Origin of the sequence: Cellulomonas sp. Y8 (assembly GCF_008033115.1) — a bacterium.
In the GTDB taxonomy this organism is placed as follows: Bacteria; Actinomycetota; Actinomycetes; order Actinomycetales; family Cellulomonadaceae; genus Cellulomonas.
Genome location: NZ_CP041203.1, coordinates 532,815 through 559,338, shown reverse-complemented (window position 1 = coordinate 559,338; position 26,524 = coordinate 532,815). Strand labels below are relative to the sequence as shown.

The window sequence follows — 26,524 nt, the reverse complement described above, 5'->3', positions numbered from 1 at the left end:
GCCGCGCGCCCGGAGGCACCCGCATGACCGACCAGTCGACCGTCCAGGAGGTCGCGCCCGACGACCCCGGGACCGCACGTCCGCCCCGCCGCCGGCGCGTGCCCCGCGGCACCACGTCGCACGCCCGCTCCTTCTCCCCGGGCTTCATCGCCAAGCTGATCCTCATCGGCACGGTCGACGCGCTCGGCGTGTACGGGATCCTGTCCGCCTGGGCCGTGTCCCAGTGGGGGATCCTTGCGTTCCTGGTCGTGGCGCTGGCCGTCGCGAACTGGGCCTACTTCTCCCGCCGGATGCTGCCGGCGAAGTACCTGGTGCCCGGCCTGGTGTTCCTGGTCGTCTACCAGCTGTTCGCCATGGCCTACACGGGCTACGTCGCGTTCACGAACTACGGCGACGGCCACAACTCGACCAAGGCCGACGCGATCACGCAGATCGCCGCCCAGAACGAGCGCCGCGTCGAGGGCTCGCCCGCGCTGCCGCTCACGGTCGTGCAGAACGGCGACGAGCTCGGCTTCGCGGTCGTCACCGAGGACGGCGACGCCCAGGTCGGCACCGCCGAGCAGCCGTTCGAGGACGTCGACGCCACCGTCGAGTCCGGCCGCATCACCGAGGTGCCCGGCTGGGAGGTCCTCGGCTTCGCGCAGGTCGCGGCCGACCAGGAGGCCATCACCTCGCTGCGGGTGCCGTTCTCGGACGACCCCGCCGACGGCTCGGTCCGCACCCAGGACGGCTCGACCGGCTACGTCTTCCAGTCGACGCTCGAGTACGACGCGGCGAGCGACACGTTCACCGACGCCGAGACCGGCACCGTCTACGCGCCCGGCGAGGGCGGCAACTTCGTCTCCGAGGACGGCCAGCGGCTGACCCCGGGCTGGCGGGTCGGCGTCGGCTTCGACAACTTCACCGCGATGGTCACCGACTCCCGGATGGCCGGGCCGTTCGCGCAGATCTTCGTCTGGACCTTCGCGTTCGCGTTCCTGTCCGTCGTGACGACGTTCGCGCTGGGCCTGTTCCTGGCGATCACGTTCAACGAGCCCCGGGTGCGCGGCAGGAAGGTCTACCGCTCGCTGCTGATCCTCCCGTACGCGTTCCCCGGCTTCCTGTCCGCCCTGGTGTGGCGCGGCATGCTGAACGAGCGGTTCGGCCTCATCAACGAGGTGCTGCTCGGCGGGGCGTCGATCCCGTGGCTGAGCGACCCGTGGCTGGCGAAGGCCGCGATCATCGGCGTGAACCTGTGGCTCGGCTTCCCGTACATGTTCCTCATCTGCACGGGCGCGCTGCAGTCGATCCCGCACGACATGACCGAGGCCGCGCGGATCGACGGCGCCGGGCGCTGGCGGATCTTCCGCTCGCTCACGCTGCCGCTGCTGATGGTGTCGGTCGCGCCGCTGCTGATCTCGAGCTTCGCCTTCAACTTCAACAACTTCTCGCTGATCTACATGCTGACCGGCGGCGGCCCGAACTTCGTGGGCACCCCGTACGTCGTGGGCCACACGGACATCCTCATCTCGATGGTCTACTCCGTGGCCTTCGAGTCCGGGGTCAAGCAGTACGGCGTCGCCAGCGCGCTGTCGATCGTCATCTTCCTGATCGTCGGGGTCATCTCCTACCTCGGCTTCCGTCGCACCCGCACCCTCGAGGAGATCTGAGATGGCCCGCTCGCCCGAGCTGCACACCGCCGTGCGCGGCCGCCGCTGGTGGTCCGAGATCGGCTGGCGGCACGTCGTCGGCGTCGTGATGATCGCGATCTGCCTGCTGCCGCTGCTGTACGTCCTGTCCGCGTCGCTCAACCCGGGCGGCACGCTCACGGGCTCGAACCAGCTGTTCCGCACGTTCAGCCTCGAGAACTACACCGAGCTGGGCTCGCGCGGGTACTACAACTGGGCCGTCAACTCGCTCGTGGTGTCCACCGCGACCGCCGTCGGCACCGTGCTCATGGGCGCCGCCGCGGCCTACGCGTTCTCGCGGTTCCGGTTCCGCGGCCGCCGCTCGGGCCTGACGACGCTGCTGCTGGTGCAGATGTTCCCGCAGATGCTCGCGTTCGTGGCGCTGTTCCTGGTGCTGCTGTCGCTGTCCGAGGTGTTCCCGGCCATCGGGCTCAACACCCAGCTCGGCCTGATCTGCGTCTACCTCGGCGGCGCGCTCGGCGTGAACACGTTCCTCATGTACGGGTTCTTCAACACCGTCCCGCGGGAGATCGACGAGGCGGCCAAGATCGACGGCGCGTCCCACGCGCAGATCTTCTGGACGATCATCCTGCGCCTGGTGGCGCCGATCCTCGCCGTCGTCGGCCTGCTGTCGTTCATCTCGTCCTACGGCGAGTTCATCATCGCCAAGGTCGTGCTGCAGCGGCCCGAGCGGTTCACGCTCGCGCTCGGCCTCTACAACTGGGCGTCCGACGAGCGGAACGCGCGCTGGGGCATCTTCGCCGCCGGCGCCGTGCTCGCCGCGATCCCGGTCGTGCTGCTGTTCCTGTTCCTGCAGAAGTACATCGTCGGCGGCCTGACCGCCGGCTCGGTGAAGGGCTGAGGCGCTTGTCCGACCCGACGACGCGGGGCCGGCACGCCGCCGGCCCCGCCGCGTCCGACGCCGTCCCCGTGCGGCTCGGCGCGCACCACGACGGCTCCGCGCTCTACGTCCCGGGCGGGACGCCGTCGCTCGGCGACGTGGTGCCCGTGCGGGTGCGGGTGCCCGTCGGCGCCGGGCCGGACCCCGAGGTGTGGCTCCGGGTCGTCGAGGACGGCGAGCCCCGGGTGTACCCGGCGCGCGCCGACGGCGGCGACGCCCACGAGCGCTGGTTCACCGCCGACGTGCCGGTGACGAACCCGGTGACGTCGTACCGGTTCCTGCTGGCCGGCCCCGGCCGCCCCGGCGGCCAGGAGTGGCTGAACGGCGAGGGCACCATCGCCCGGGACGTGCCGGACACCTCCGACTTCCGGCTCGCGACCACGCCGCCCGGGCCGGACTGGGCGCGGGACGCCGTGGTCTACCAGGTGTTCCCCGACCGGTTCGCCCGGTCCTCGGGCCGGCACGACGGCCCGCCCGCGGGGGACCTGCCCGACTGGGCGCTGCCCGCGGCGTGGGGCGACGAGCCCATCGGCGGCGGGCCCGGCACCGGGACGCAGCTGTACGGCGGCGACCTCGGGGGCATCGAGCAGCGGCTCGACCACCTGCAGCGGCTCGGCGTCGACACCCTCTACCTGACCCCGGTGTTCCCCGGCCGGTCGAACCACCGGTACGACGCGCGCACCTTCGACCACGTCGACCCGGTCCTGGGCGGCGACGAGGCGTTCGCCTCGCTGTCCCGGGCGCTGCACGGCCGCGGGATGCGGCTGGTCGGCGACCTCACGACCAACCACACCGGCGACGCGCACGACTGGTTCCGGCGGGCTCTCGGGGACCCGGCGTCGGAGGAGCGCTCCTTCTACTACTGGCAGGACGCCGCGCCCGGCTACGTCGGCTGGCTGGGCCACGCCTCGCTGCCGAAGCTCGACCACCACGCGCCCGCGCTGGCCGCCCGGATGTTCGGCGGGCCGTCGTCGATCGTCGGCCGCTACCTGTCCGAGCCGTTCGGCATGGACGGCTGGCGGGTCGACGTCGCGAACATGACCGGCCGGCAGGGCGCGGACGACCTGACGCACGAGGTCGCCGAGCGGATGCGCGCGGCCATGGCCGAGATCAACCCGGACGCCGTCCTGATCGCGGAGCACTTCCACGACGCCGGCGCCGACCTCCGGGCCGCGGGCGGCTGGCACGGCACGATGAACTACTCCGCGTTCACCCGGCCGGTGTGGACCTGGCTGACCGACCCGGCGTCCGAGGCCGCGGCGGGGCTGCGGTACGTCGAGCTGCCCGTGGGGATCCCGCGCCGGCCCGGCACCGCGGCCGTGGCGGCGATGCGGGAGTTCGGCGCGGCCGTGCCGTGGAGCGTCACCACCCACCAGTGGAACCTGCTGGGCTCGCACGACACCGCGCGGTTCCGGACCATCGCGGGCTCGCGCGAGCTGGTCGAGGTGGGCGTCGGGCTGCTGATGACCTACCCGGGCACGCCCGTGCTGTTCGCGGGGGACGAGGGCGGGCTGGTCGGGCGCAACGGCGAGAACTCGCGCGTCCCGATGCCGTGGGACCAGATCGACGCCGGCGGCGGGCCCGTGTGGGACGCCGGGCTGTTCGAGACGTACCGCTCGCTGATCGCGCTGCGCCGGTCGTCCCGCGCGCTCCGCGAGGGCGGCCTGCGCTGGGTGCTGGTCCGGGACGACGCGATCGCCTACCTGCGGGAGACCGCCGACGAGCGGGTGCTGGTGCTCGCGGCGCGGGCGCCGTGGGGCGGCGCGCTGCTGCCGGGGCACCTGCTGGCGGCGGGGGAGCAGCCGGAGAACCTGCACGGCGGGGCGGCGCTCGGCGTGGAGCCCCGCGGGCTGCGGCTGCCGGGGGACGGGCCGGGGGTGCAGGTGTGGCGGCTGGCGTGACGCGGCAGGTCAGGACGCGGTGATCGTCCGGATCGGGCATCGGGCGACGCCCGCGCGCGCGATCCGTGCGTCCGCGGTGACCAGAGTCGCGTCATGCGCCTCCGCCGCCGCGACGTAGGCGGCGTCGTACGCCGAGAGGTTCGTCCGCACCTGCCACATCCGTGGCAGCAGCGGCGCCGTTGGCGTCACGGCGACGGTAGCGGCCGCGAGTGCACCCACCGCCGCGTCGGCTCGGGCCTGGCCGATCTTGTCGCCCAGGAGCAGGCCGCGCATCACGGCGAGCACCTCGACATGCCACTGCTCGGGGACGAGCCACGCCGGATCGGCGCGCAGCGCGCGATCGGCCTCGGCTGCCCGGGGGTCGTCGCCCGTGAAGAGCAGCGCGAATGCGGAGGCGTCGGGGACGATCATGCCGAGCCGCCCGGCCGGTCGCGGCGGGCTGCGTCGAGCGCGTCCAGCACGTCCTGCCCGGAGGCGGGTGACTCACGGCGCCAGGCGGCGATCGCGTCCAGCAGCGCGACGTTGTGGTCGAACGCCGCCTCCCGGAGCACCATCTCGCGCAAGAACGCCTGCAGGCTCTGACCCTTGGCCCGCGCGCGTCGGGTGAGCGCGTCGCGCGCGTCGTCGGGGATGTCGCGGATCTGGAGGGCCACCATACAGCCATTGTGCATGCAGTCTGCATGCGGCGGTAGGTCGCGCCTGGAGCCGGTGCCGGGGTTGCCCGCCTAAACTGGGGCCCGTGACCAGCGAGCACCCCGACGGCTACGTCGACGCCGACCGGGAGCGCTGGGTCGCCGAGGCGCCCAAGTCGCGCTCCCGGACCCCGTTCGAGCGCGACCGCGCGCGCCTGGTGCACTCCTCGGCCCTGCGCCGGCTCGGCGCCAAGACCCAGGTGCTCGGCCCGTCGACCGACGACTTCGTCCGCACCCGGCTGACCCACACCCTCGAGGTGGCGCAGGTCGGCCGGGAGATCGGCAAGACGCTCGGCTGCGACCCGGACGTCGTCGACACCGCCTGCCTGGCGCACGACCTCGGCCACCCGCCGTTCGGCCACAACGGCGAGCGCGCGCTGGCCCACCTCTCCCGGGACATCGGCGGGTTCGAGGGCAACGCCCAGACGCTGCGGCTGCTGACCCGGCTCGAGCCGAAGGTCGTCGGCCCGGACGGCGTCGCGGTCGGGCTCAACCTCACCCGGGCCTCGCTCGACGCCTCGGTGAAGTACCCGTGGGGCGTGGGCGAGGGGCCGCTGTCCGCGACCGGCCGGCCGACGCACAAGTTCGGCGTCTACGCCGACGACCTGCCGGTGTTCACCTGGCTGCGCGACGGCTCCCCGGTCGGCCGCAAGTGCCTCGAGGCGCAGGTCATGGACCTCGCCGACGACATCTCCTACTCGGTGCACGACGTCGAGGACGCGGTCGTCGGCGGCCGGTTCGACCTGTGGGTGCTGACCGTCCCGGACCAGCGCGCGCGGGTCGTCGAGGCGATCCAGACCTGGTACGGCGACGCGATCGACGCCGCCGGGCTCGAGGCGGCGATGGACCGCCTGGTCGCCGCCGAGCTGTGGCGCCCCGGGTTCGACGGCACCCGCCGGGCGCTCGCGGCGCTCAAGGACACCACCAGCCAGCTGATCGGCCGGTTCGCCCGCGCCGCGCAGGTCGCGACGCGGGAGCAGTACGGGCCCGGCCCGCTGACCCGGTACGCCGCGGACCTCATCGTCCCCGAGGAGACCCAGGCCGAGATCCTCGTGCTCAAGGGCCTCGCCGTCGCCTACGTCATGGCGCCCCGCGAGCTCGAGCCGCTCTACCAGCGGCAGCGGGAGATCCTGGCCGACCTCGTGCACGTGCTGTCCGAGCGGGCGCCGCTGGCGCTGGAGCCGCCGTTCGCGGCGGACTGGCGCGCGGCGGCCGACGACGCGGCCCGGCTCCGGGTCGTGGTGGACCAGGTGGCGTCGCTCACCGACGTCAGCGCGGCCGCCTGGCACGCGCGCCTGGCACCCCCGCCGCGGTACTGACGCAACCTTCAGGCCCCGCGGTGCGTGTACCGGGTGTGAGAGTCACCATCGCCGCCCCGGCCGAGGGGCCCGACGCGCCGGCGGAGCTGCTGCTCCCCGTGCAGCCCGACCGTGCTTCGGACCGCGGGGCGCGCCGCGAGCCCACCCGCCGGGCGACCGCCGACGAGGAGTTCGCCCTGTTCATGGGCGACGCCGCGCCGGCGCTCGCCCGGACCGCGTGGCTGCTCTGCGGCGACGTGCACCAGGCCGACGAGCTCGTGCAGCAGGCGCTCGTCCGCACCTACCTGGCGTGGCCGCGGGCGCGGGAGCGCGACCCGCTGGCCTACGCCCGGCGCGTGCTGGCGAACCTGCGCATCGACACCTGGCGACGGCGCCGCCGCGAGGTCCTCACCGATCCCGGCGACCTCCCGCACGGCGCCGAGCCGTCCGGCGCGCAGCGGCAGGCGGACCGCGACCAGCTGGTCCGCGCGCTCGCCACGCTCAGCACCCGGCAGCGGCGCGTCGTCGTCCTGCGGCACCTGGAGGGTCTGTCCGAGGCCGAGGTCGCCGACGACCTGGGCGTCACCGTCGGCACCGTGAAGTCCACCGCGTCGCGCGCGCTCGCGCGGCTGCGCGCCTCGCTCGGCGAGGACGCCGCCGTCGGCCCCGGCCGCCCCACCGACCCGAGGAGCACCCGATGAGCACCGACGACGAGTTCGCCCGCGACCTGCGCTCCCGCGTCGAGTCCGCTGCCCCGACGATCGACGTGCACCTGACGGGCGTCGTGCCGCGCGCCCGGCGACGGCGGGCCTGGACCCGTGCGGCCGGGGCGGGCGCGGCCGGCGGGCTGGTGCTCGCCGGCGTGCTGGTCGGGCAGGCGTGGGCGGGGGCGCCGTGGTCGACGCACACGCTGGCAGGGCCGGCGGGGACGGGGACGCCGGTGGCGACGGCCGAGCCGTCGGCGGACGCGTCGGCGGAGGCCACGGCCGCCGAGGACGCGCGGGACGCGGCCGAGGCTGCGGCCGACGCGGCGCTCCGGGACGGCACCGCGCAGGGGGCGGCGCCGTACTGGTACACGAAGTACACCAGCGCGTCCGGGGTCCACGAGTCGTGGATCAGCCAGGACCGGCCGGGTCTGCTGGTCTCCGGCGGTGACCTGGCGGGGGCGGAGGTGATCGAGCCGTCGGACGTGGTGGGACGCTTCCGCATCGACGGCGAGTGGATCGAGATGCTGCGCGACCCCGCTCGGCTGCCTACGGACCCGATCGCACTCGAGGCGGTCTTCCGGGCCAGCATCGAGCCGGACCGCCGCTCCGGCACCGATGACGACAAGGTCTTCGGCATGGCCTACGACCTCCTCAACGACGGGAGCTGGCTGCCCTCGCCGCTCCTGCAGGCCGCGTGGCAGGTCGCTCGGTCGCTCCCGGGGTCCGAGGTGACCACGGGGAGCGACGCCGCGGGGCGCCCGGGCGAGGTCCTCGTCTACACGCCCTCGGGAGTCGACGGCCCCATCCAGCTGGTCGCGGACCCGGCGACGGGCGGGCTCCTCCAGATCGACTCCCTCGCCGGAGCCGGTCCCGTCGTGATCGAGCACGCCCGCGTGGCCGCGGTCCCGGTCCAGCCGTCCCTCGACGGCACCTTCTGCCGCTCGTGGGACGCCTGCTGACCCACCCCCACCCCCACCCCCACCCCCGCGAGGTCGAGGGTTTCCCGCCAGGACGGCCCCGGAGACCCTCGACCTCGCCGGAACCCCTCGACCTCGCGGGGTGACCTGCGCCGCAGCGGGGGGAGCGGGGAGAGGGTGCACCTCCGGCGGGACCTAGGATCGTCACCGTGGCGGGACGGATCCGGCGGGAGGACGTGGAGGCGGTCCGCGAGCGTGCGCGGATCGAGGACGTGGTCGGCGAGCACGTCAGCCTCAAGACCGCAGGCGTCGGCTCGATGAAGGGCCTGTGCCCGTTCCACGACGAGAAGTCGCCGTCGTTCCACGTCCGCCCGCAGGTCGGGCTGTACCACTGCTTCGGGTGCGGCGAGGGCGGCGACGTCATCGACTTCATCCAGAAGATCGACGGCCTGCCCTTCACCGAGGCGGTCGAGTATCTGGCCGGCCGCGCCGGCGTCACGCTGCGGTACGAGGAGGGCGGCGGGCCGCGCCCCGGGCACGAGCCCGGCAAGCGGCAGCGGCTGCTGGAGGCGCACCGGGTCGCGGCCGAGTACTTCGCCGAGCAGCTGCTCTCGCCGGAGGGTGCGACCGCGCGGCAGTTCCTCGCGGAGCGCGGGTTCGACCGCGCGGCCGCCGAGCAGTTCGGCATCGGGTACGCGCCCCAGGGCTGGGACCACCTGCTGCGGCACCTGCGCGGGCGCTCGTTCACCGAGGCCGAGCTCACCGCCAGCGGCCTGATGAGCCAGGGCAACCGCGGGCTGTACGACCGGTTCCGCGGCCGCCTGGTGTGGCCGATCCGCGAGGTCACCGGCGACACGGTCGGGTTCGGCGCCCGCCGGCTCTACGAGGACGACCAGGGCCCGAAGTACCTGAACACCCCGGAGACCCCGCTCTACAAGAAGTCCCAGGTGCTCTACGGCATCGACCTGGCCAAGCGCGAGATCGCGAAGAACAAGCAGGTCGTCGTCGTCGAGGGCTACACCGACGTCATGGCCATGCACCTGTCCGGCGTCGGGACCGCGGTCGCGACCTGCGGCACGGCGTTCGGCTCGGACCACGCGCGCATCGTGCGGCGGCTCATGGGCGCGGGCGGGGCCGGCTCCGGCATCCAGCTGGCGTCGGGGGAGTCGGTCGGCGGCGAGGTCGTGTTCACCTTCGACGGCGACTCCGCCGGGCAGAAGGCCGCGATGCGCGCGTTCGGCGAGGACCAGGCGTTCAGCGCCCAGACGTTCGTGGCCGTGGCCGACGGCGGCATGGACCCGTGCGACCTGCGCCAGGCCCAGGGACCTGACGCGGTGCGCGCGCTGGTGAAGGCGCGGCAGCCGCTGTTCCAGTTCGTCATCCGGACCACGCTCGACGGGTTCGACCTGCACACCGCCGAGGGCCGGGTGGCCGCGCTGCGCGCCGCCGCCCCGATCCCCGGCGGCATCCGGGACGCCGCGCTGCGCCCCGAGTACACCCGCATGCTCGCGGGCTGGCTCGGCATGGACATCGAGACCGTGCAGCGCGCGGTCCAGCAGGCCTCGCGCGGCGGGCGGTCCTCGTCGGGCGGCCGGGACGCCGGGCGGGGGGCTCCGTCCTCGGGCTACGGCCAGGGCGGCGGCTACGGCAGCGACGCCGGCCGGACGGCGTTCGTGCCCCCGGGCCCGGAGGAGGGCGGCTGGCGCCGGGACGGCGGGCGCGGCGGCAAGGGCGGCGGACGACCCGGCGGTGGCCAGGGCGGCGGGTCGCGCGGCGGCGGCGGGCGCTGGGACGACCGGCGCGGGGGCGACCGGTTCGGCCAGGGCGGCGGGCGCGGCCCGTCCAACCCGGGCCAGGGCTACGGGCAGCGGTTCGACGAGCCGCCGCCGGAGCCGTACGACGACGCGCCCCCGCGCGACCTCCACCGGGCCGGCGACGCCGCGACCCCGCTGCCCGCGCCCCAGATGGCGATGCCCGACCCGCGCGACCCGGTCACCGCGACCGAGCGGCGCGCGCTCGAGGCCGTCCTGCAGATGCCGGACGCCGTGCCGCCGGAGTTCGACGACCTGCCGCCCGAGGCGTTCAGCGCGCCCGCGTACCGGGCCGTGCACGCCGCGATCCGCGCCGCGGGCGGGGCCGCCGCCGCGCGCGCCAGGGTCGCCGCCCAGGGACCGGGCGGGGCCGTCGGCTGGGTGGAGGCCGTCCGCGAGGAGGCCGCGTCGCCGGTCGAGGGCCTGATCACCCGGCTCGCCGTCGCGCCGCTCCCCGAGGACCGTCCCGACCGGCTGCCCGGCTACGCGCGCGGGCTGGTGATGGCGCTGGTCGAGATGGAGCTCACCCGGCACATCGCCGACCTGCGGGGACGCCTGCAGCGGATGGACGCGCAGGCCGACCCGGACGGGTACCGCGACCTCGCGCGCGAGCTGTTCGAGCACGAGACCCGCCGGCGGGCCCTGCGCGAGAGCGCCTGAGCCACCCGGCCGCCGCCCGGACCGTCTCTGCGCGCCCCGGCGGTACGGTGCCGGGATGGAGCTGTGGGGCGCCGCGCTGTACGGGGAGCCGTGCACCGGGTGCGGCTACACCTGGGTCCGCACCCCGGAGGAGGCGGTGCACGCCGTGTCCGAGGTGCCGGGACGGTTCGCGGCGGTCCTCGTCGGGGCGCCGGAGCCCCTGCGGCACCCGGACCTCGGCTGGTCGACCGCCGCGTACGTCCGGCACGTCGCCGACAACCTCGAGACCTGGGCGTACCGCCTGGACGCCGCGCGCTGCGACGGCCGCACGACCACGGCCGGCTACGACCCGGACGCCCTCGCGGCGGCGCGGGACTACGCGCACGCGACCGTCGGGGCGTCGCTGCTGGCCCTGCGGCGCGTCGTGCCGGGCTGGGTCGACGCCGTGTCCGCGGCGCTCGCGGAGGGAGTCGTCCTCGACCACGCCACCCGCGGGCCGCAGCGCGCCGAAGACGTCGCCCGGAACAACGCCCACGACGCCCTGCACCACCTGCACGACGTCCGGCGGATCGTGGAGCACGCGGCCGCCGTCACCGGGTCCTGACAGCCCCGCGCAACCTGGCGCACACGTCCGGCCGCTAGCCTGGCCGGCATGACGACTGCGGAGGCCGCACCCGGCCAGGACCTGCCCGACGAGCGCGAGATCCTGGGCTGGGACGAGTTCGGCGAGGCGGCGCGCGACCTGGCCCGCGCGGTGGTGGCCTCCGGCTTCGAGCCCGACGTCGTGGTGGCGGTCGCCAGGGGCGGCCTGCTGCCCGCCGGCGCCCTGTCCTACGCGCTGGGCCTCAAGGCCTGCGGCACGCTGAACGTCGAGTTCTACACGGGCATCGACGCCCGGCTGCCCGAGCCCGTCGTGCTGCCCCCGCTGCTCGACAACGCGGCGCTGGTCGGCCGCCGGGCGCTCGTCGTCGACGACGTGGCGGACACGGGGGAGACCCTGGCGCTGGTGCAGCGGCTCGTCGCCGAGCACTGCGAGGAGGCGCGCACCGCGGTGCTGTACGCGAAGTCGCACTCGATCGTCGCGCCGGACTTCGTGTGGCGTCGGACGGACCGGTGGATCACGTTCCCCTGGTCGGCGCAGCCGCCGGTCACGGACTGACGGCGCGGTCGGCGGGGGCGGCCGCGTGCGGGGCCCGTCCGTGCTGCGGCTGCGCTGCGTGGCGGCCCGCGGCGCGTTCCTCCCCGCGGGCCGCCGACCACGCGGCACCAGCGAGGCGTCTGCGTACGCGGTGACGCCCGGACGCACGTACGAGGCGGCGGGGGTCCTGGCGCTCGCCGACCACCTGAGCGTGCTGGTGCGCGACGACTGGGGCGGCCCGGCGTTCGTGCCCGCGGAGCTGTTCGCGGGCGTCTCGACCGTCGTGCCCGCGGGCTGGGTGTTCGCCCTCGACTCCGGGGCGCGGGCCGGACACCGGACGCTCTGGGGCGAGCCGGTCGTCGCGGTCTGGGGCTACCCGACGCTCGTCGAGGAGGAGGGTCACGCGGCGGCGCTGCTCGCCGGGGACGCCCGGGCGGTGGCGCTGTTCGACGAGGCCTGCGGGACGTAGCCCCGGGGGCTGCGCGCCGAACCCCACCCGATCGTCGCGCAGCCACCCGATCGATCGGGGTGCGGCGTGACGATCGGGTGGGGATCAGGCCGGGGCACCGTGTCTCAGCCCGCCGCCGCGCCGCCCAGGCCCTCGGCCCGCGCCCGCACGATCGCCGCCGACCGGTCCGGCACCTCCAGCTTGGTCAGCACGTTCGCCACGTGGTTCCGGACCGTCTTCGCCGACAGCCCCAGCCGCCGCGCGATGACCACGTTGTCGTGCCCGCCGGCGACCAGGTCGAGCACCTCGCGCTCGCGGTCGGTCAGCCGCGGGAACGGCACCCGGACGGCCGAGCGCCCGCCGAGGACGTAGGCCATCGCCCGCTCCGCCACCGTCGGCCCGAGGATCATCTCCCCGGCGGCGACGGCGCGGACCGCGCGCTCGACCTGCTCGGGCGGCGCGGACTTCACCAGGTACCCGCGTGCCCCCGCCCGGACGGCGGCGACCACGGCGTCGTCGTCCTCGTGCATGCTCATGACGAGCACGGCGGTCCCCGGCCGCGCGGCGACGACCTCCCGCGTGACGTCGATCCCCGACCCGTCGCCGAGGTCGAGGTCCATGACGACGACGTCCGCACCGGGAGCGCCGTCGCCGGTCAGGAGCGCCCGCGCTTCCGCGGCCCCGGCCGCCGTCCCGACGACCTCGACACCCGCGAGGGACCCCAGCAGCGCCGCCATGCCGATCCGGAACACGGGGTGGTCGTCCACGAGCGCGACCCGCACCGTCACGTCGGCACCGCCTCGGCGGCGTCGGATCCGGCGCCCACCCCGGCGCCCACCCCGCCCGCCCCCGGCACCGGCGCCCCCGGCACCAGCGGCAGCACCGCACGCACGACCGTCCCCGGCGCCGACTCGGCCACCTCGAGCCGACCGCCCAGCTCCTCCGTCCGCTCCCGCATCGAGCGGGTGCCCACGCCGACGGCGTCGCCCGGCCGCGCGGACCCGGCGGCGGGTCCCGGTCCGCGCCCCGCGTCCGTGCACCGCACGTCCAGCAGGTCCGCGGACCGGCGTACGACGATCCGGCAGCCGGCGGCCCCGGAGTGCCGCTGCGCGTTGCGCGCGGCCTCGCTCAGGACCCCGTACGCCGCGGCCGCCACGACGGGATCGAGCGCGCCGGGGTCGTCGCCCGCGACCTCGACCGCGAACCCCTCGCGCCCGAGCCGCCGGGCCAGGTCGTCGAGCGCCGGCCCGAGGCCCTGCTCGTCGAGCACCGGCGGCAGCAGCCCACGGGCGAGGTCCCGGACGTCCTCGACGCGCCGCTCGGCCTCGTCACGCAGTGCGGTCAGCGCGGCGCGCGCCGCCTCGACGTCGTCGGGCCGGCCGCCGTCGAGCAGGTTGACCGCTCCCTGCAGTCCGAGGCGCATCCCCGACAACCACGGGCCGAGCCCGTCGTGCAGCTCCCGCCGGACCGCGCGGCGCTCGCGGAGCCGGGCCGACGTCGTGGCGTCCCGGGCGCGTTCCAGGTCCCGGGCGCCGGTCGCGAGCGCCAGCCCGGCCGCGACGACGGGAGCGAGCTGGTCGAGGGCGGTGCGGCTCCGGGCGTCCAGCCGCTCGCCGGGCGGGGCGGTGACGGCCAGGTCGCCGACGACGTCGCCGGCGCGCTCGACCGGCACGCGGACCGGCTCGGAGGTGGGCGACCCCCAGGAGGCGGCGACCGGGTCGGCGCCCCGGGTCGCCAGGCGGACGGACTCCAGCCGGAGCGACTCGCCGACGCCCGCCGCCAGCCCGGCCAGGAGGTCCGCGGACCCGCCCGGCGTCGTCAGGCTCCGGCCCAGCCGCAGCGCGGCCCGCCCGGGGTCGGTCGCGTCGCCGTAGACGAGTCGGCGCACCCGGACCTGCAACCAGCCCCGCACGGGCTGGAGCAGCAGCACGACGCCGACCGCCGCGGCCACCTGCGCGCCGGGGGTCGTGGCGCCCACGAGCGCCGACACCCCCGCCGTGACGATCGCGTACACCCCGGCGAGGGTCAGGGTCAGCAGCGCCGCGACCGTCGCGCGGCTGATCGCCAGGTCGAGTCCCCACAGGCGGTTGCGCAGGACGGTCACGAGCAGCGCGGCCGGGAACAGCGCCTGGCAGACCAGGTGGCTCACCGGCACGGCGAGGAACGCCGCAGGCCCGGGGTCGGCCAGCAGCAGCGGCACGAACGACAGCGCCATGATCGCGGTCGCGACGGCGAGCAGCCCCAGCCCGCGGCGCTCGGCCGCCGGCCCGCGGCGGTACCGCCACCACGTCGCGGCCGCGGTGAGCAGCCCGGCGACCACGACCAGCGCGATCGCCCCCCGCGCGTCCGACATCGGCGCGAGCAGCCGGGTCCCGGTGAGCAGCAGGGCCGAGCCGGTCCCCAGCGCGACGCCGGCCCGGGCCACCGGCCCGAGCCGCCGGTCGCGGGCCAGCCACGGCACCACGGTGAACAGCGCGACGGTGCCGGGCACCCACACCCAGCCGAAGGCGCCCGTCAGCCAGTCGAGCGCGGGGGCGCCGGGCCGGGTGGCCGCGAACACCCCCCAGGCGCCGCCGACCGCCGACACCCCGCCTGCGACGCCCGTCAGCGCGACCAGCCAGCCGACGGGGTGCCGCCGCCGGGACAGGATGACCGCGCCGACGGTGCCGTAGACGGCCGCCACGGTGACGTCGACGGCGGTGAACAGCAGGTCCCCGGCGGACATCCCGCCCCCGGCGGCGACGTGCAGCACGGCGGCGGTCCCGGCGAGCAGCCAGGCGACCAGGGCGATCGCGAGCGCCACCCGGGGCACCCCGTCGCGTCCCTGGTCGCGCGCGCCCGAACCCTCCCGGTCCATGGCGTCACCGTAGGGGCAGACCACCACAGAACGGGAGGGTTCGGGCGCAACGGCGACGATCACCGCCGGTCGCCCACCGCGAACCCGATCGCGGTCACCAGCAGCCAGAGCGGCCCGGTGAACCCGGCCATGTACTGCAGCGGGGAGATGCCCAGCAGCAGCGTGAGCCCGCCGAGCACGGCACCGACCCAGCCGAGCCAGCGCGGCGCCGCCGCGTGCCGGAGCGCCGCGACCGCCACCGCCACCCCGGACAGCCCCGCCCCGACCCACAGCCACGGGATGGTCGCGATCCAGTCGCTGAAGAACGCGCCCGACTCCGGGACGATCAGGTCGACGTCGGCGAGGCCGAACATGAACTGGGTGTCGAGCCCGGACCCGAGCAGCCCCGCGACGGCCACCAGCAGCAGCCCGCCGGACGCGACCGACGGCAGCAGGCTCCCCGCAGGCGCCTGCTGGGACAGCCGCCGCGACAGGCCTGCGGCGAAGACGACGGCCAGCAGCGCCGACAGGATCGTCGCGGTGTGGAACAGCAGCAGCGTCGCGGTGCGCCCGGACAGGTCCGCGATGATCGCGTCCGCGTCGCCAGCGGTCTCCTCCCAGTTCACGCCGAGCGCCATCGAGGCCTGGATGCCGACCAGGCCGGTCAGCCCGGCGGCGATGCCGGCGAGCGCCCAGCCGCGCGGCTGGGGGCGCACCCGGGTGGCCGCGGCCGACGCCGGGGTCGTCATGGGCGAGGTGTCGTGCGTGGTCATGTCCAGCCCTTTCGTGAGGGGGAGGCCCGGTGCCTCCGCCGGGCACGACGCTCGGCCGGGGCACGTCCCGGGCGGAAGGGCGGAGAGCCCGGGCCGCCGGGCGATCGGGGCGGGCGCGCCGGCGTGCGCGTGCGCGCGCCCTCCGCCTCCCGGCGCGTCCTGCGCCCATCGGCGTGGGCGAGGCCGGAAGGCGTAGGCGTGCCGTCCGGCCCGCTCCGACCACCCGCGGGGTATCCCGGTGCGGCCCGCTGGCCGCCCTCGCTACACTCGTGCGCACAGGCACCGATCCGGCCATCACCGGGGAGCCTCCGGAAGAACAGGGCGGCAGCACCACCGGCGCCCCCAGTAGAACCGGACGGGGCAGGCCCGTCACAGCCGTCGCAGAGAGTGGTCGCGCGCCGACCCCGCCCCCGGCGGGACCCGGCGATCGGCAAGCGGGGTGGTACCGCGGTGCGCACCGGGCGAGAGCCGGGCGGGCGTCGTCCCCGTGGATCCGCCACCGCACCGCGAGCCCCCGGGCCCGCCGACCACCAGGAGCGCCATCCGCCATGGCCTATCCGCTGCACCGCACCCCGAGCGGCAAGCACGCCGCCCCCGTCGCGCCCGGCGCGTCGTTCGGCCTGCCCGCGTCCCCGGACCTGCCGGCGCTGGAGAAGGACGTCCTCGCGTACTGGGAGTCCGACGGCACGTTCCAGGCGTCGATCGACGCGCGTGACGCCGGCACCGACGGCGCGAACGAGTTCGTGTTCTACGACGGCCCGCCGTTCGCGAACGGGCTGCCGCACTACGGCCACCTGCTGACCGGGTACGCCAAGGACATCGTCGGCCGGTACCAGACGCAGCGGGGCCGCCGCGTCGAGCGCCGGTTCGGCTGGGACACGCACGGCCTGCCGGCGGAGCTCGAGGCGGAGCGGATCCTCGGCATCACCGACAAGGCGCAGATCGAGGAGATGGGCATCAAGGCGTTCAACGACGCCTGCCGGACGTCGGTGCTGCGGTACACCGACGAGTGGCAGGTGTACGTGACGCGCCAGGCGCGGTGGGTCGACTTCGAGCACGACTACAAGACGCTCGACCCGACGTTCATGGAGTCGGTGATCTGGGCGTTCAAGCAGCTCTACGACAAGGGCTGGGCGTACGAGGGCTACCGCGTGCTGCCGTACTGCTGGAACGACCAGACGCCGCTGTCGAACCACGAGCTGCGGATGGACGACGACGTCTACAAGGACGTCCAGGACCAGACGGTGACGGTCACGTTCCCGCTGACCGGCCCCCGGGCGCAGGAGCTCGGGCTCGACGGCGTCGCCGCCCTCGCCTGGACGACGACCCCCTGGACCCTGCCGACCAACTCGGCGCTCGCGGTCGGCCCCGACGTGACCTACGCGGTGGTCCCCGCCGGCCCGAACGGCACCTCCGCGACGGCGGAGCAGTTCCTCCTCGCCCGCGACCTCGTCAGGGGCTACGCCAAGGACCTCGGCTACGACTCCGCCGAGGACGCCCTGGCCGCTGTGACCCGCGAGGTGCGCGGCGCCGACCTGGCCGGAGTCCGGTACGAGCGGCTGTTCGACTACCTGGCGGACCAGCAGGGCATGGCCGAGCACGGCTTCCAGATCCTGCTCGCCGACTACGTCACGACCGAGGACGGCACCGGCGTGGTGCACCAGGCCCCGGCGTACGGCGAGGTCGACCAGGAGACCTGCGAGGCGGTCGGCATCCCGACGGTGCTGAGCGTCGACGAGGGCGGGAAGTTCACGTCCCTCGTGCCCGACTTCGAGGGCCAGCAGGTCTTCGAGGCCAACAAGCCGATCACCCAGCGGCTGCGCGCCGACGGCCGGCTGCTGCGCCAGGCGTCCTACGTGCACTCCTACCCGCACTGCTGGCGGTGCCGGAACCCGCTGATCTACAAGGCCGTGTCGTCCTGGTTCGTGAAGGTCACGGCGTTCCGCGACCGGATGGTCGAGCTGAACCAGGACATCTCCTGGGTGCCGGAGCACATCCAGGACGGGCAGTTCGGCAACTGGCTCGCGAACGCGCGCGACTGGTCGGTGTCCCGCAACCGGTACTGGGGCACGCCGATCCCGGTGTGGGTGAGCGACGACCCGGCGCACCCGCGCATCGACGTCTACGGCTCGTTCGCCGAGCTGGAGGCCGACTTCGGCCGGCTGCCGCTGAACGACGCCGGCGAGCCCGACCTGCACCGGCCGTTCATCGACGAGCTGACCCGCCCGAACCCGGACGACCCGACCGGGCGCTCGACCATGCGCCGGATCCCGGACGTGCTGGACGTGTGGTTCGACTCCGGGTCGATGCCGTTCGCCCAGGTGCACTACCCGTTCGAGAACGCCGACTGGTTCGAGCACCACTACCCGGGCGACTTCATCACCGAGTACATCGGGCAGACCCGCGGCTGGTTCTACCTGCTGCACGTGCTGGCGACGGCGCTGTTCGACCGCCCGGCGTTCCGCACGTCCGTCTCGCACGGCATCGTGCTGGGCTCGGACGGCCGCAAGATGAGCAAGTCGCTGCGGAACTACCCGGACGTCAACGAGGTGTTCGACCGCGACGGCTCGGACGCGATGCGCTGGTTCCTCATGGCGTCGCCGATCCTGCGGGGCGGCAACCTGGTCGTCACCGAGGAGGGCATCCGCTCGGAGGTCCGCCAGGTGCTGCTCCCGCTGTGGAGCACCTGGTACTTCTTCGCGCTGTACGCCAACGCGGCGAACGACGGGACCGGTCTCACCGCCGGCCGGGTCACGCCCGGCACCCCGGTCACCACCATGGACCGGTACGTGCTGGCCCGGACCCGGAAGCTGGTCGAGACCGTCACCGCGCAGCTCGACGCGTACGACGTGCCGGGCGCCTGCGAGACCGTCCGCGTGCACCTGGACCTGCTGACCAACTGGTACGTCCGCACGCAGCGCGACCGGTTCTGGTCCGAGGACCAGGCGGCGTTCGACACGCTGTGGACGTCGCTCGAGACGCTGACCCGCGTCATGGCGCCGCTGGCCCCGCTGCTCTCCGAGGAGGTGTGGCGCGGCCTGACCGGCGACCGCTCGGTGCACCTGACCGACTGGCCCACCCTGGGCGACGGCTCGGCGGACGACCTGGCGCTCGCGGCCGACGACGACCTGGTCGCCGCGGTCGACGGCGTGCGGGAGGCGGTGTCGGCGGCGCTGGCGCTGCGCAAGGCCAACGGCCTGCGCGTCCGCCAGCCGCTGAACGAGCTGCGGGTCGCCACGGCGACGCCCGGGGCGCTGGCGCCGTTCGCGGACCTGCTCGCGGCCGAGCTCAACGTCAAGCACGTCGCGCTCTCGACGGTCGAGGAGGCCGCCGCCGGCGGCGTCGCGGTCCGGAGCAACCTCGCGGTGAACGCCCGCGCCGCGGGCCCGCGCCTGGGCCGCGGCGTCCAGGCGGTGATCCGCGCCGCGAAGGCCGGGGACTGGTCGACGGACGCCGAGGGCACGGTGGTCGTGCGCACCGACGACGGCGACGTCCCGATGCAGCCGTCCGAGTACGAGCTGACGACCACGATCGACGTCACGACGGCCGAGGGCGAGGCCCCGACGCTGGCCGCGGGCGTCCTGCCCTCGGGCGGGTTCGTGGTGCTCGACCTGGCGCTGGACGAGGCGCTGCTCGCCGAGGGCTACGCCCGCGACGTGGTCCGTGCGGTGCAGGACGCCCGCAAGGCGGCCGACCTCGTGGTCACCGACCGGATCCGGCTGACGCTGGGCGTCCCGGCGGAGCACCGCGCGGCGGTCGACGCGCACCGGGAGTTCATCGCGCGGGAGACGCTGGCGACGGAGGTGGTCGTCGAGGACACCGACGGCTCCGAGCTCACCGTCGGCGTCGAGCGGGTGGCCGCCTGATGGCCGCCGCGAAGGGCCGCGGGGGAGCGGACCACCAGCGCGACGAGGCCGCCGCAGCCGCCCGCCGCGCCGCGGACGAGGTGTACGCCGGCATCCTCGAACGGGCGCCCGAGCACGACATCGACCCGACCCTGGACCGGGTCGCGGCGGTGTGCGAGCTGCTCGGCGACCCGCAGAAGGCGTACCGGGTCGTGCACCTCACGGGCACGAACGGCAAGACGTCGACCGCGCGCATGGTCGAGCGGCTGGTGCGCGAGCACGGGCTGCGCACCGGCCGGTTCACCAGCCCGCACCTGCACCGGGTGACCGAGCGCATCGCGATCGACGGGGAGCCGATCTCCGACGAGGCGTTCGTGGCCACCTGGCAGGACGTCGCGCCGTACGTGCACATGGTCGACGTCAAGGAGCAGGAGGCCGGTCGGCCCCGGCTGAGCTTCTTCGAGGTGTTCACGGTCATGGCGTTCGCGGCCTTCGCGGACGCCCCGGTGGACGTCGCGGTGGTCGAGGTCGGCATGGGCGGTCGCTGGGACGCCACGAACGTCGCCGACGGCGAGGTCGCGGTCATCACGCCGGTCGCCTACGACCACGAGCGCTGGCTCGGGCACACCCTCGTCGAGATCGCGGGGGAGAAGTCGGGGATCGTCAAGGACGGCGCCACCCTCGTGCTGTCGACGCAGCAGGAGGACGCCGAGGGCGTCATCCTGCACGCCGCGGCCGAGCACGGGGCGCGGGTGGTCCGCGAGGGCGTCGACATCGACGTGGTGGACCGGCAGGTCGCGGTCGGCGGGCAGCTGCTCACGCTGCGCGGCACCGGCGGCGTCTACACGGACGTGTTCCTGCCGCTGCACGGCGAGCACCAGGCGCACAACGCACTCGCGGCGCTCGCGGCCGTCGAGGCGCTGATCGCGGGCGGCGGCGCGCTGGACGGGTCGGTGGTGGAGGCGGCGTTCGCCGACGTCGACTCGCCGGGCCGCCTGGAGCTGGTCCGGTCCAGCCCGACCGTCCTCGTCGACGGGGCGCACAACCCCGCGGGCGCGGAGGCGCTGGTCGCGGCGGTCGAGGAGGCGTTCGCGTTCCAGCGGATCGTCGGGGTGGTCGGGGCGATGGCGGACAAGGACCCCGAGGCGATCCTCGCGGTGCTGGAGCCGTACCTGGCCGAGGTCGTCGTGACGCGGGCGTCGAACCCGCGGGCGATGGAGGTCGACGACCTGGCCGAGATCGCGGTCGACGTGTTCGGCGAGGACCGGGTCCACGTCCGCGAGCGGCTCGACGAGGCCGTGACCCTGGCGGCCGACCTCGCGGAGCGCGAGGTGGAGCGCGGCGCGGCCGTCCTCGTGACCGGGTCGATCTACCTGGTGGCCGAGGCGCGGGTGCTCACCGGCCGCGCCTGACGGGCCCGCGGCGGGCGGTGCACGAACGTGCACCCCCGCCGCACACCGTGCCCTTGACGGCCCGCGACCAGCGCGGCGAGTGTGAGCACTGTCGCGGCGAGGGCGCCGCGGTCCGGGTGCCGGGAAGGAAGCATCGCCGTGAAGAAGCTCATCAACGACCCCCAGAACGTCGTCGCCGAGTCGGTGGAGGGCTTCGGCCTCGCGCACGCCGACGTGGTCGAGGTGCACACCGACCCGCTGTTCGTCTCCCGCGCCGGCGGCGCCGTGAGCGGCAAGGTCGGCCTCGTGTCCGGCGGCGGCTCCGGCCACGAGCCGCTGCACGCCGGGTTCGTCGGCGACGGGATGCTCGACGCCGCCGTGCCGGGCGCGATGTTCACCTCGCCCACCCCGGACCAGATCGCCCCCGCGTTCGCGGCGGCCGACGGCGGGGCGGGCGTCCTCGCGATCGTCAAGAACTACACGGGCGACGTGCTCAACTTCGAGACCGCCGCCGAGCTCGCCGACGCCGACGACCTGACGGTCCGCACGGTGGTCGTGAACGACGACGTCGCGGTCGAGGACTCGCTGTACACCGCGGGCCGCCGCGGCGTCGCGGGCACCGTCGCGGTCGAGAAGATCGCCGGCGCGGCCGCCGCGCGGGGCGACGACCTGGACGCGGTCGTCGCGGTGGCGGAGAAGGTCGTCGCGAACGTGCGGTCGATGGGCGTCGCGCTGACCGCGTGCACCGTCCCGCACGCCGGCAAGCCGTCCTTCGACCTGCCGGACGACGAGCTCGAGATCGGCATCGGCATCCACGGCGAGCCGGGCCGGCGCCGCATCAAGGCCGCCCCGGCGGACGAGATCACCGAGATGCTGCTGACCCCCGTGGCCGACGACCTCGGCCTGGCGTCGGGGGAGCAGGTGCTGCTGTTCGTCAACGGCATGGGCGGCACGCCGCTGTCGGAGCTCTACGTCGTCTATCGTCAGGCACGCAAGCTGCTCGAGGGCCGCGGGGTCCAGGTGACCCCGCTCGCTCGTGGGCAACTACGTGACATCACTGGAGATGCAGGGCGCCTCGGTCACTGTCCTCCGGTTGGACGACGAGCTCACCGCGCTCTGGGACGCGCCGGTGCGCACGGCCGCGCTGCACTGGTAGCCGGCCCGCCGCCCTCCCGGGGGCGGGGTCGTGGGTCCGACGGCGGAGGTGGGAACGGGACATGACGGGTTCTCTGGACGGGCTGGGCGGTCGCCTGGGTGCGGCGCACGGCGCAGGTGGTCGCCGAGCACCGGGAGGAGCTCATCGAGCTCGACCGGCAGATCGGCGACGGCGACCACGGCGAGAACCTCAACCGGGGGTTCACCGCCGTGACGGCCAAGCTGGACGCGCTGGACGCCCCGCCGGGCGACGTCGGCGCCGTGCTCAAGCTCGTCGCCACGACCCTCATGTCCACCGTCGGTGGCGCCGCGGGCCCGCTGTACGGCACGGCCTACCTGCGCGCCGCGAAGGTGACCGGGCTGCCGGAGCTCGACAGCGCAGCGGTCGTGGCGCTGCTGGAGGCCGGCCTGGAGGGCATCGTCGTGCGCGGGAAGGCCACGACCGGCGAGAAGACGATGGTCGACGCGTGGACACCGGCGGTCGAGGCCGCCGTGGCCGCGTCCGACGCGGGCGCCTCCCCGGCCGCGGTGCTGGCGGCCGCGGCCGAGGCGGCGCGCGCCGGGGCCGAGGCGACGGTCCCCCTGGTCGCGACGAAGGGGCGCGCGTCCTACCTGGGCGAGCGCTCGGCCGGGCACCAGGACCCCGGCGCCACGTCGACCGCCCTGATCCTCGAGGCGGCGGCCGCGACCGCGGAGGCGACGGCATGACCGCCCCGGTCGCCCTCGTCCTGGTCTCGCACTCGGCGACGCTGGCCGAGGGCGTCCGGGAGCTGGCGGCGCAGATGGCTCCGGAGGTGCTGATCGTCGCGGCCGGTGGCGACGGCGCGGGCGGGCTCGGCACGAGCTTCGACCTGGTCGAGCAGGCGCTCGGCGAGGCGACGGCCGACGGCCGGTCCGCGGTCGTGCTCACCGACCTGGGGTCGGCGGTCCTCACCACCGAGTCCGTCCTGGAGCTCCTCGACGAGGACGTCGCGGCCCGGGTGCACCTGGCGGACGCGCCGTTCGTCGAGGCGGCGGTCGCCGCCGGGGTGACCGCCGCGGGCGGGGCGCCGGTGGGCGAGGTGCTCGGCGCCGCCGTGGCCGCGGGGGCGGGCTTCCCGCACGCCGCGGGGCCGGGGGAGGTGGCGCCCGAGGCGTCCGCCGAGCCTGCGCCGCCCGCGCCGCCGCACGCCGGCGACTCCGCCGCGCCCATCACCGCGCACGTCGTCGTGCGCAACCCCATGGGCCTGCACGCCCGCCCGGCCGCGGTGCTCGCCCGGATGATGGCCGGCTTCGACGCCGCCGTGCAGGTCGACGGGGTGAACGGCGCGAGCGTCCTGGAGCTCATGCAGCTCGCCGCCACCCAGGGACGGACCCTCGAGGTGACGGCCACCGGTCCGCAGGCGCGGGTCGCCGTGGACGCGTTCGTCGGGGCGGTCGAGGAGGGCTTCGGCGAGGTGTGACGGGCCTCGCACCTCCGTTGCCCTGGACAACTCTGCACGCTCTGCAATAATTCAGGACGTGCAAGAAGTCGTGGAGCCCGAGGGGCTGCGGGCGCGCAAGAAGCGCGCCCGCCTGGAGGCGTTCGTCGACGCGACCCACCGCCTCGCGGCGGAGCAGGGCCTGGACCGCGTGACGGTCGAGGCCATCTGCGCCGAGGTCGGCGTCTCGGTCCGCACGTTCTTCAACTACTTCGAGTCGAAGGACGACGCCGTGCTCGGCATGGAGCACTGGCGCCTCGACGAGGCCGCCGCCGAGGCGTTCGCGACCGGCGGCCCCACCGGCGACCTGCTCGCGGACATGCAGGCCCTCACCGCCAGCGCCCTCGACCACCCGCCGCTCGGCAAGGAGCGGATGGAGCGGGCCTTCGAGCTCGCGAAGGGCCACCCGGAGCTCATGCTCCGGGCCTACACCCACGTCCAGGGCCTGCACGACGAGATCGGCGCCCTGGTCCGGCGCCGGCTCGGGGACGCCGCCGACGAGTCCGCGGTCGCCCTGGTCGGGACCCTGCTGCTCGGCCTCGCGCACGCGACGTTCGTGCGCTGGGACACCGCCGGGGGGACCGGCGACGTCCAGGACCACCTGCCGTCGGTCGTCGCGGACCTCACCGCGATCTTCGCGCCCCGCTAGCACCCGTCGCGGTCCGGCCGCCCCCGCGGCCACCGCACCACCACCCGCCGCACCACCACCGCCGACGACGGCCCGCCCCGGCGTCGTCCCGGCGGCCCCGGCGCCGCCCGCACGAGAACGAGGTACCCATGGCCACCGCCGCCCCCGCCCCCGACAAGCCCCTGGTGGAGCTGAACCAGCGCACCGTGTGGCTGATCTTCGGGGCCCTGCTCGCCAGCATGCTGCTGTCGTCCCTCGACCAGTCGATCGTCGGCACCGCGATGCCCACGATCGTCGGCGAGCTCAACGGCGTCGAGCACCAGGGCTGGGTCGTGACGATCTACATCCTGGCGATCGCGATCGTCATGCCGCTGTACGGCAAGTTCGGCGACCTGTGGGGGCGGCGCTGGCCGTTCCTGGTCGCGATCAGCCTGTTCACGCTCGCGTCCGCCGGCGCCGGCTTCGCGCAGACGTTTCACGAGCTGGTCATCTGGCGCGGCGTCCAGGGCCTCGGCGGCGGCGGCCTGATCATCCTGTCGCAGGCGATCATCGCCGACATCGTGCCCGCCAAGGAGCGCGGCAAGTACATGGGCCCGATGGGCGCGCTGTTCGGCGTCTCCGCGGTCGCCGGCCCGCTCCTCGGCGGCCTGTTCACGGACCACTTCGACTGGCGCTGGTGCTTCTGGATCAACATCCCGATCGGCATCGCCGCGCTCGTCGTCGCGTGGTTCACGCTGAAGCTGCCCAGCCACCGGTCGAACCGCCCGCTCGACGTCGCCGGCATCGTCCTGCTGACCCTGGCCACCTCCGGCCTGGTGCTCGTCACGTCGTGGACCTCGCTGTCCGGCGAGGGCGGCTACGACTGGTCCGACCCGCGCCTCGTCGGCCTGCTGGTCGGCACCCTGGCCGCCGCCGTGGCGTTCGTGCTCGTCGAGCTGCGCGCCGCCGAGCCGATCCTCCCGCTGCGCCTGTTCAAGAACCCGACGTTCACCCTCGCCACCGGCATCGGCCTGGTCATCGGCATGGGCATGTTCGCGTCGCTCGCGTTCCTGCCGACGTTCCTGCAGATGTCGACCGGCTCCGGGGTGACCGAGTCCGGCCTGCTCATGCTCCCGATGACCGTCGGCGTCATGCTGACCTCGATCGCCTCGGGTCTCGCGATCACGAAGACCGGGAAGTACAAGGCGTTCCCCATCACCGGCATGGCGATCACGACGCTCGGCCTGGCGTGGCTCACCACCATCACGGGCGACATGTCGATGGTGCTGTTCGGCGCGATGATCTTCACGCTCGGCGCGGGCCTCGGCCTGGTCATGCAGACCGTCGTCCTGGCCGTGCAGAACTCCGTCGACCCGCACGAGCTCGGCACCGCCACCTCGGCGAACAACTTCTTCCGCGAGATCGGCGCCGCGGTGGGCACCGCGCTGTTCAGCACGATCTTCACCACGCGGCTGTCCGAGCGGCTGGAGTCCGTGTTCGCGGGCGCCGGCTCCGCGGGGATCGACACCGGCGGCTCCGCCGAGTCGCTGACCCCTGCTCTCGTCTCCCAGCTGCCCGAGCCGCTGCACGACGGCGTGGTCACCGCGTACACCGAGGCGCTCGCCCCGGCGTTCTGGTACCTGGTGCCGCTGCTGGCGGTCGGCTTCGTGCTCACGCTGTTCCTGCGCGAGGTGAAGCTGTCCGACGTCGCCGGCATGGTGGCGCGCGGCGAGGCGACCGCCGCGGCCCCGGCGGCGCCGGCGACCGTCTCGGCCGGCGTGGGTGCGACGGGGGCGACCCCGGGCGCGTCCGCCCCGGGCGAGAGCGCGGGCCCGGACCACGGCTCCGCCGACGACCGCAGGTAGCCTGCGCGGGTGAGCATGCACTCCTCCCGGCCCGTGCGCCAGAAGCGCCCCGCCAAGCCCCAGTTCACCTCGATGATCCTGGTCCTCGAGGGCGTGCTGGTGCTGTTCGCGGCGCTGACGGCGTACGGGCTGGCGCAGGCCGGCGTCGTCGCGGCGTCGCCGGCGGTGCTCTGGACCGTCGCGGGCGTGCTGTTCGTCGTGCTCGTCGTGCTGTCCCGGCTGGTCACCGCGCCGGGCGGCTACGTCGCCGGGTCGGTCGCGCAGGTGGTCGTCATCGCCTGCGGGTTCGTGATCCCGCTGATGTTCGCGCTCGGCCTGCTGTTCGCGGTGCTCTGGTTCGTGTCCCTGCGCCTGGGCGCGCGGATCGACCGCGAGCGGGCGGCGTTCGACGCCGAGTACCCGGACCAGACCCCGCAGGGCGGCCTCCCGCCCCGCGCCCAGGACCCGCCGGCCGCGCCCACGCAGCCCTGACG

The 26,524-nt window shown here is 75.1% G+C and carries 22 protein-coding genes and 1 pseudogene; 18 read left to right on the top strand and 5 right to left on the bottom strand.

Annotated features, from left to right (window positions below; genetic code table 11):
- Positions 1-23: 23 nt before the first annotated feature.
- From FKM96_RS02530 to FKM96_RS02520, 3 genes are read left to right on the top strand one after another with little or no spacing between them, the layout of a single operon-like run.
- A complete protein-coding gene (locus tag FKM96_RS02530) occupies positions 24-1,649 on the top strand; it encodes an ABC transporter permease subunit (protein WP_147793908.1) in 1,626 nt (541 codons plus the stop codon).
- 1 nt (position 1,650) lies between these two features.
- The gene (locus FKM96_RS02525) at positions 1,651-2,529 is read left to right on the top strand and encodes a sugar ABC transporter permease (RefSeq protein ID WP_147793907.1); all 879 of its coding nucleotides are present in this window, start codon (positions 1,651-1,653) and stop codon (positions 2,527-2,529) included.
- A 5-nt stretch (positions 2,530-2,534) separates the two neighbouring features.
- Positions 2,535-4,469, top strand: coding sequence for a glycoside hydrolase family 13 protein (locus FKM96_RS02520; RefSeq protein ID WP_371300477.1), 1,935 nt, complete (start codon positions 2,535-2,537; stop codon positions 4,467-4,469).
- Positions 4,470-4,478: 9 nt separating this feature from the next.
- Here the strand turns inward: FKM96_RS02520 and FKM96_RS02515 are convergent, their stop codons facing one another.
- Both FKM96_RS02515 and FKM96_RS02510 read right to left on the bottom strand, forming a co-directional pair.
- Positions 4,479-4,880: a PIN domain-containing protein gene (locus FKM96_RS02515; protein WP_147793906.1), complete on the bottom strand. Its 402-nt coding sequence runs from the start codon at positions 4,878-4,880 to the stop codon at positions 4,479-4,481.
- Positions 4,877-5,125 carry a hypothetical protein gene (locus tag FKM96_RS02510; protein WP_147793905.1) on the bottom strand — a complete coding sequence of 83 codons (249 nt, stop codon included), beginning with the start codon at positions 5,123-5,125 and terminating at the stop codon, positions 4,877-4,879. Before FKM96_RS02510 ends, FKM96_RS02515 begins: the two co-directional genes overlap by 4 nt.
- 83 nt (positions 5,126-5,208) lie before the next feature.
- Here FKM96_RS02510 and FKM96_RS02505 point away from each other — a divergent pair, with 83 nt between their 5' ends.
- The 7 genes from FKM96_RS02505 to FKM96_RS02475 all read left to right on the top strand — a co-directional run bounded on the left by FKM96_RS02505 (position 5,209) and on the right by FKM96_RS02475 (position 12,140).
- A complete protein-coding gene (locus FKM96_RS02505) occupies positions 5,209-6,480 on the top strand; it encodes a deoxyguanosinetriphosphate triphosphohydrolase (RefSeq protein WP_246855161.1) in 1,272 nt (423 codons plus the stop codon).
- Between the two features lie 35 nt (positions 6,481-6,515).
- Positions 6,516-7,160, top strand: coding sequence for a SigE family RNA polymerase sigma factor (locus FKM96_RS02500; protein ID WP_371300476.1), 645 nt, complete (start codon positions 6,516-6,518; stop codon positions 7,158-7,160).
- Positions 7,157-8,125: a hypothetical protein gene (locus FKM96_RS02495; protein WP_147793903.1), complete on the top strand. Its 969-nt coding sequence runs from the start codon at positions 7,157-7,159 to the stop codon at positions 8,123-8,125. Before FKM96_RS02500 ends, FKM96_RS02495 begins: the two co-directional genes overlap by 4 nt.
- Positions 8,126-8,292: 167 nt before the next feature.
- Positions 8,293-10,554, top strand: a complete 2,262-nt coding sequence (dnaG, locus tag FKM96_RS02490) for a DNA primase (protein ID WP_147793902.1) — start codon at positions 8,293-8,295, stop codon at positions 10,552-10,554.
- Positions 10,555-10,609: 55 nt separating this feature from the next.
- Entirely contained in the window at positions 10,610-11,137 is a 528-nt protein-coding gene (locus FKM96_RS02485) for a DinB family protein (RefSeq protein ID WP_147793901.1), read from the top strand.
- 48 nt (positions 11,138-11,185) lie between these two features.
- Entirely contained in the window at positions 11,186-11,692 is a 507-nt protein-coding gene (locus FKM96_RS02480; protein WP_147793900.1) for a phosphoribosyltransferase, read from the top strand.
- Positions 11,693-11,717: 25 nt separating this feature from the next.
- Positions 11,718-12,140 carry a hypothetical protein gene (locus FKM96_RS02475; protein ID WP_147793899.1) on the top strand — a complete coding sequence of 141 codons (423 nt, stop codon included), beginning with the start codon at positions 11,718-11,720 and terminating at the stop codon, positions 12,138-12,140.
- A gap of 104 nt (positions 12,141-12,244) precedes the next feature.
- On the opposite strand, the gene FKM96_RS02470 is transcribed toward FKM96_RS02475, so the two are convergent.
- Genes FKM96_RS02470 through FKM96_RS02460 form a run of 3 tightly spaced genes read right to left on the bottom strand, consistent with a single transcriptional unit; the run spans position 12,245 to position 15,728 of the window.
- Positions 12,245-12,907 carry a response regulator transcription factor gene (locus FKM96_RS02470; RefSeq protein WP_147793898.1) on the bottom strand — a complete coding sequence of 221 codons (663 nt, stop codon included), beginning with the start codon at positions 12,905-12,907 and terminating at the stop codon, positions 12,245-12,247.
- The gene (locus tag FKM96_RS02465; RefSeq protein WP_147793897.1) at positions 12,904-14,976 is read right to left on the bottom strand and encodes a histidine kinase; all 2,073 of its coding nucleotides are present in this window, start codon (positions 14,974-14,976) and stop codon (positions 12,904-12,906) included. Before FKM96_RS02465 ends, FKM96_RS02470 begins: the two co-directional genes overlap by 4 nt.
- Before the next feature lie 59 nt (positions 14,977-15,035).
- Complete coding sequence (locus tag FKM96_RS02460; protein ID WP_246855160.1) at positions 15,036-15,728, bottom strand: hypothetical protein; 693 nt, start codon at positions 15,726-15,728, stop codon at positions 15,036-15,038.
- Positions 15,729-16,276: 548 nt separating this feature from the next.
- Between FKM96_RS02460 and ileS the strand changes: the two genes are divergently transcribed.
- The 8 genes and pseudogenes from ileS to FKM96_RS02420 all read left to right on the top strand — a co-directional run bounded on the left by ileS (position 16,277) and on the right by FKM96_RS02420 (position 26,522).
- Positions 16,277-19,594: an isoleucine--tRNA ligase gene (gene ileS / locus FKM96_RS02455; RefSeq protein ID WP_147793896.1), complete on the top strand. Its 3,318-nt coding sequence runs from the start codon at positions 16,277-16,279 to the stop codon at positions 19,592-19,594.
- Complete coding sequence (locus FKM96_RS02450; RefSeq protein WP_147793895.1) at positions 19,594-20,985, top strand: folylpolyglutamate synthase/dihydrofolate synthase family protein; 1,392 nt, start codon at positions 19,594-19,596, stop codon at positions 20,983-20,985. Before ileS ends, FKM96_RS02450 begins: the two co-directional genes overlap by 1 nt.
- Positions 20,986-21,123: 138 nt before the next feature.
- Positions 21,124-22,120: pseudogene (dhaK, locus tag FKM96_RS02445) on the top strand (dihydroxyacetone kinase subunit DhaK).
- Between the two features lie 98 nt (positions 22,121-22,218).
- Positions 22,219-22,827, top strand: a complete 609-nt coding sequence (gene dhaL, locus FKM96_RS02440) for a dihydroxyacetone kinase subunit DhaL (protein ID WP_147793894.1) — start codon at positions 22,219-22,221, stop codon at positions 22,825-22,827.
- Positions 22,824-23,561, top strand: coding sequence for a dihydroxyacetone kinase phosphoryl donor subunit DhaM (dhaM, locus tag FKM96_RS02435; protein ID WP_147793893.1), 738 nt, complete (start codon positions 22,824-22,826; stop codon positions 23,559-23,561). The genes dhaL and dhaM overlap by 4 nt, the downstream gene beginning before the upstream one ends.
- 58 nt (positions 23,562-23,619) lie before the next feature.
- Complete coding sequence (locus FKM96_RS21230; RefSeq protein ID WP_168216846.1) at positions 23,620-24,228, top strand: TetR/AcrR family transcriptional regulator; 609 nt, start codon at positions 23,620-23,622, stop codon at positions 24,226-24,228.
- Between the two features lie 128 nt (positions 24,229-24,356).
- Complete coding sequence (locus FKM96_RS02425) at positions 24,357-26,051, top strand: MDR family MFS transporter (RefSeq protein WP_147793891.1); 1,695 nt, start codon at positions 24,357-24,359, stop codon at positions 26,049-26,051.
- 15 nt (positions 26,052-26,066) lie between these two features.
- Positions 26,067-26,522: a DUF4233 domain-containing protein gene (locus tag FKM96_RS02420; RefSeq protein WP_147796871.1), complete on the top strand. Its 456-nt coding sequence runs from the start codon at positions 26,067-26,069 to the stop codon at positions 26,520-26,522.
- Positions 26,523-26,524: the final 2 nt, after the last annotated feature.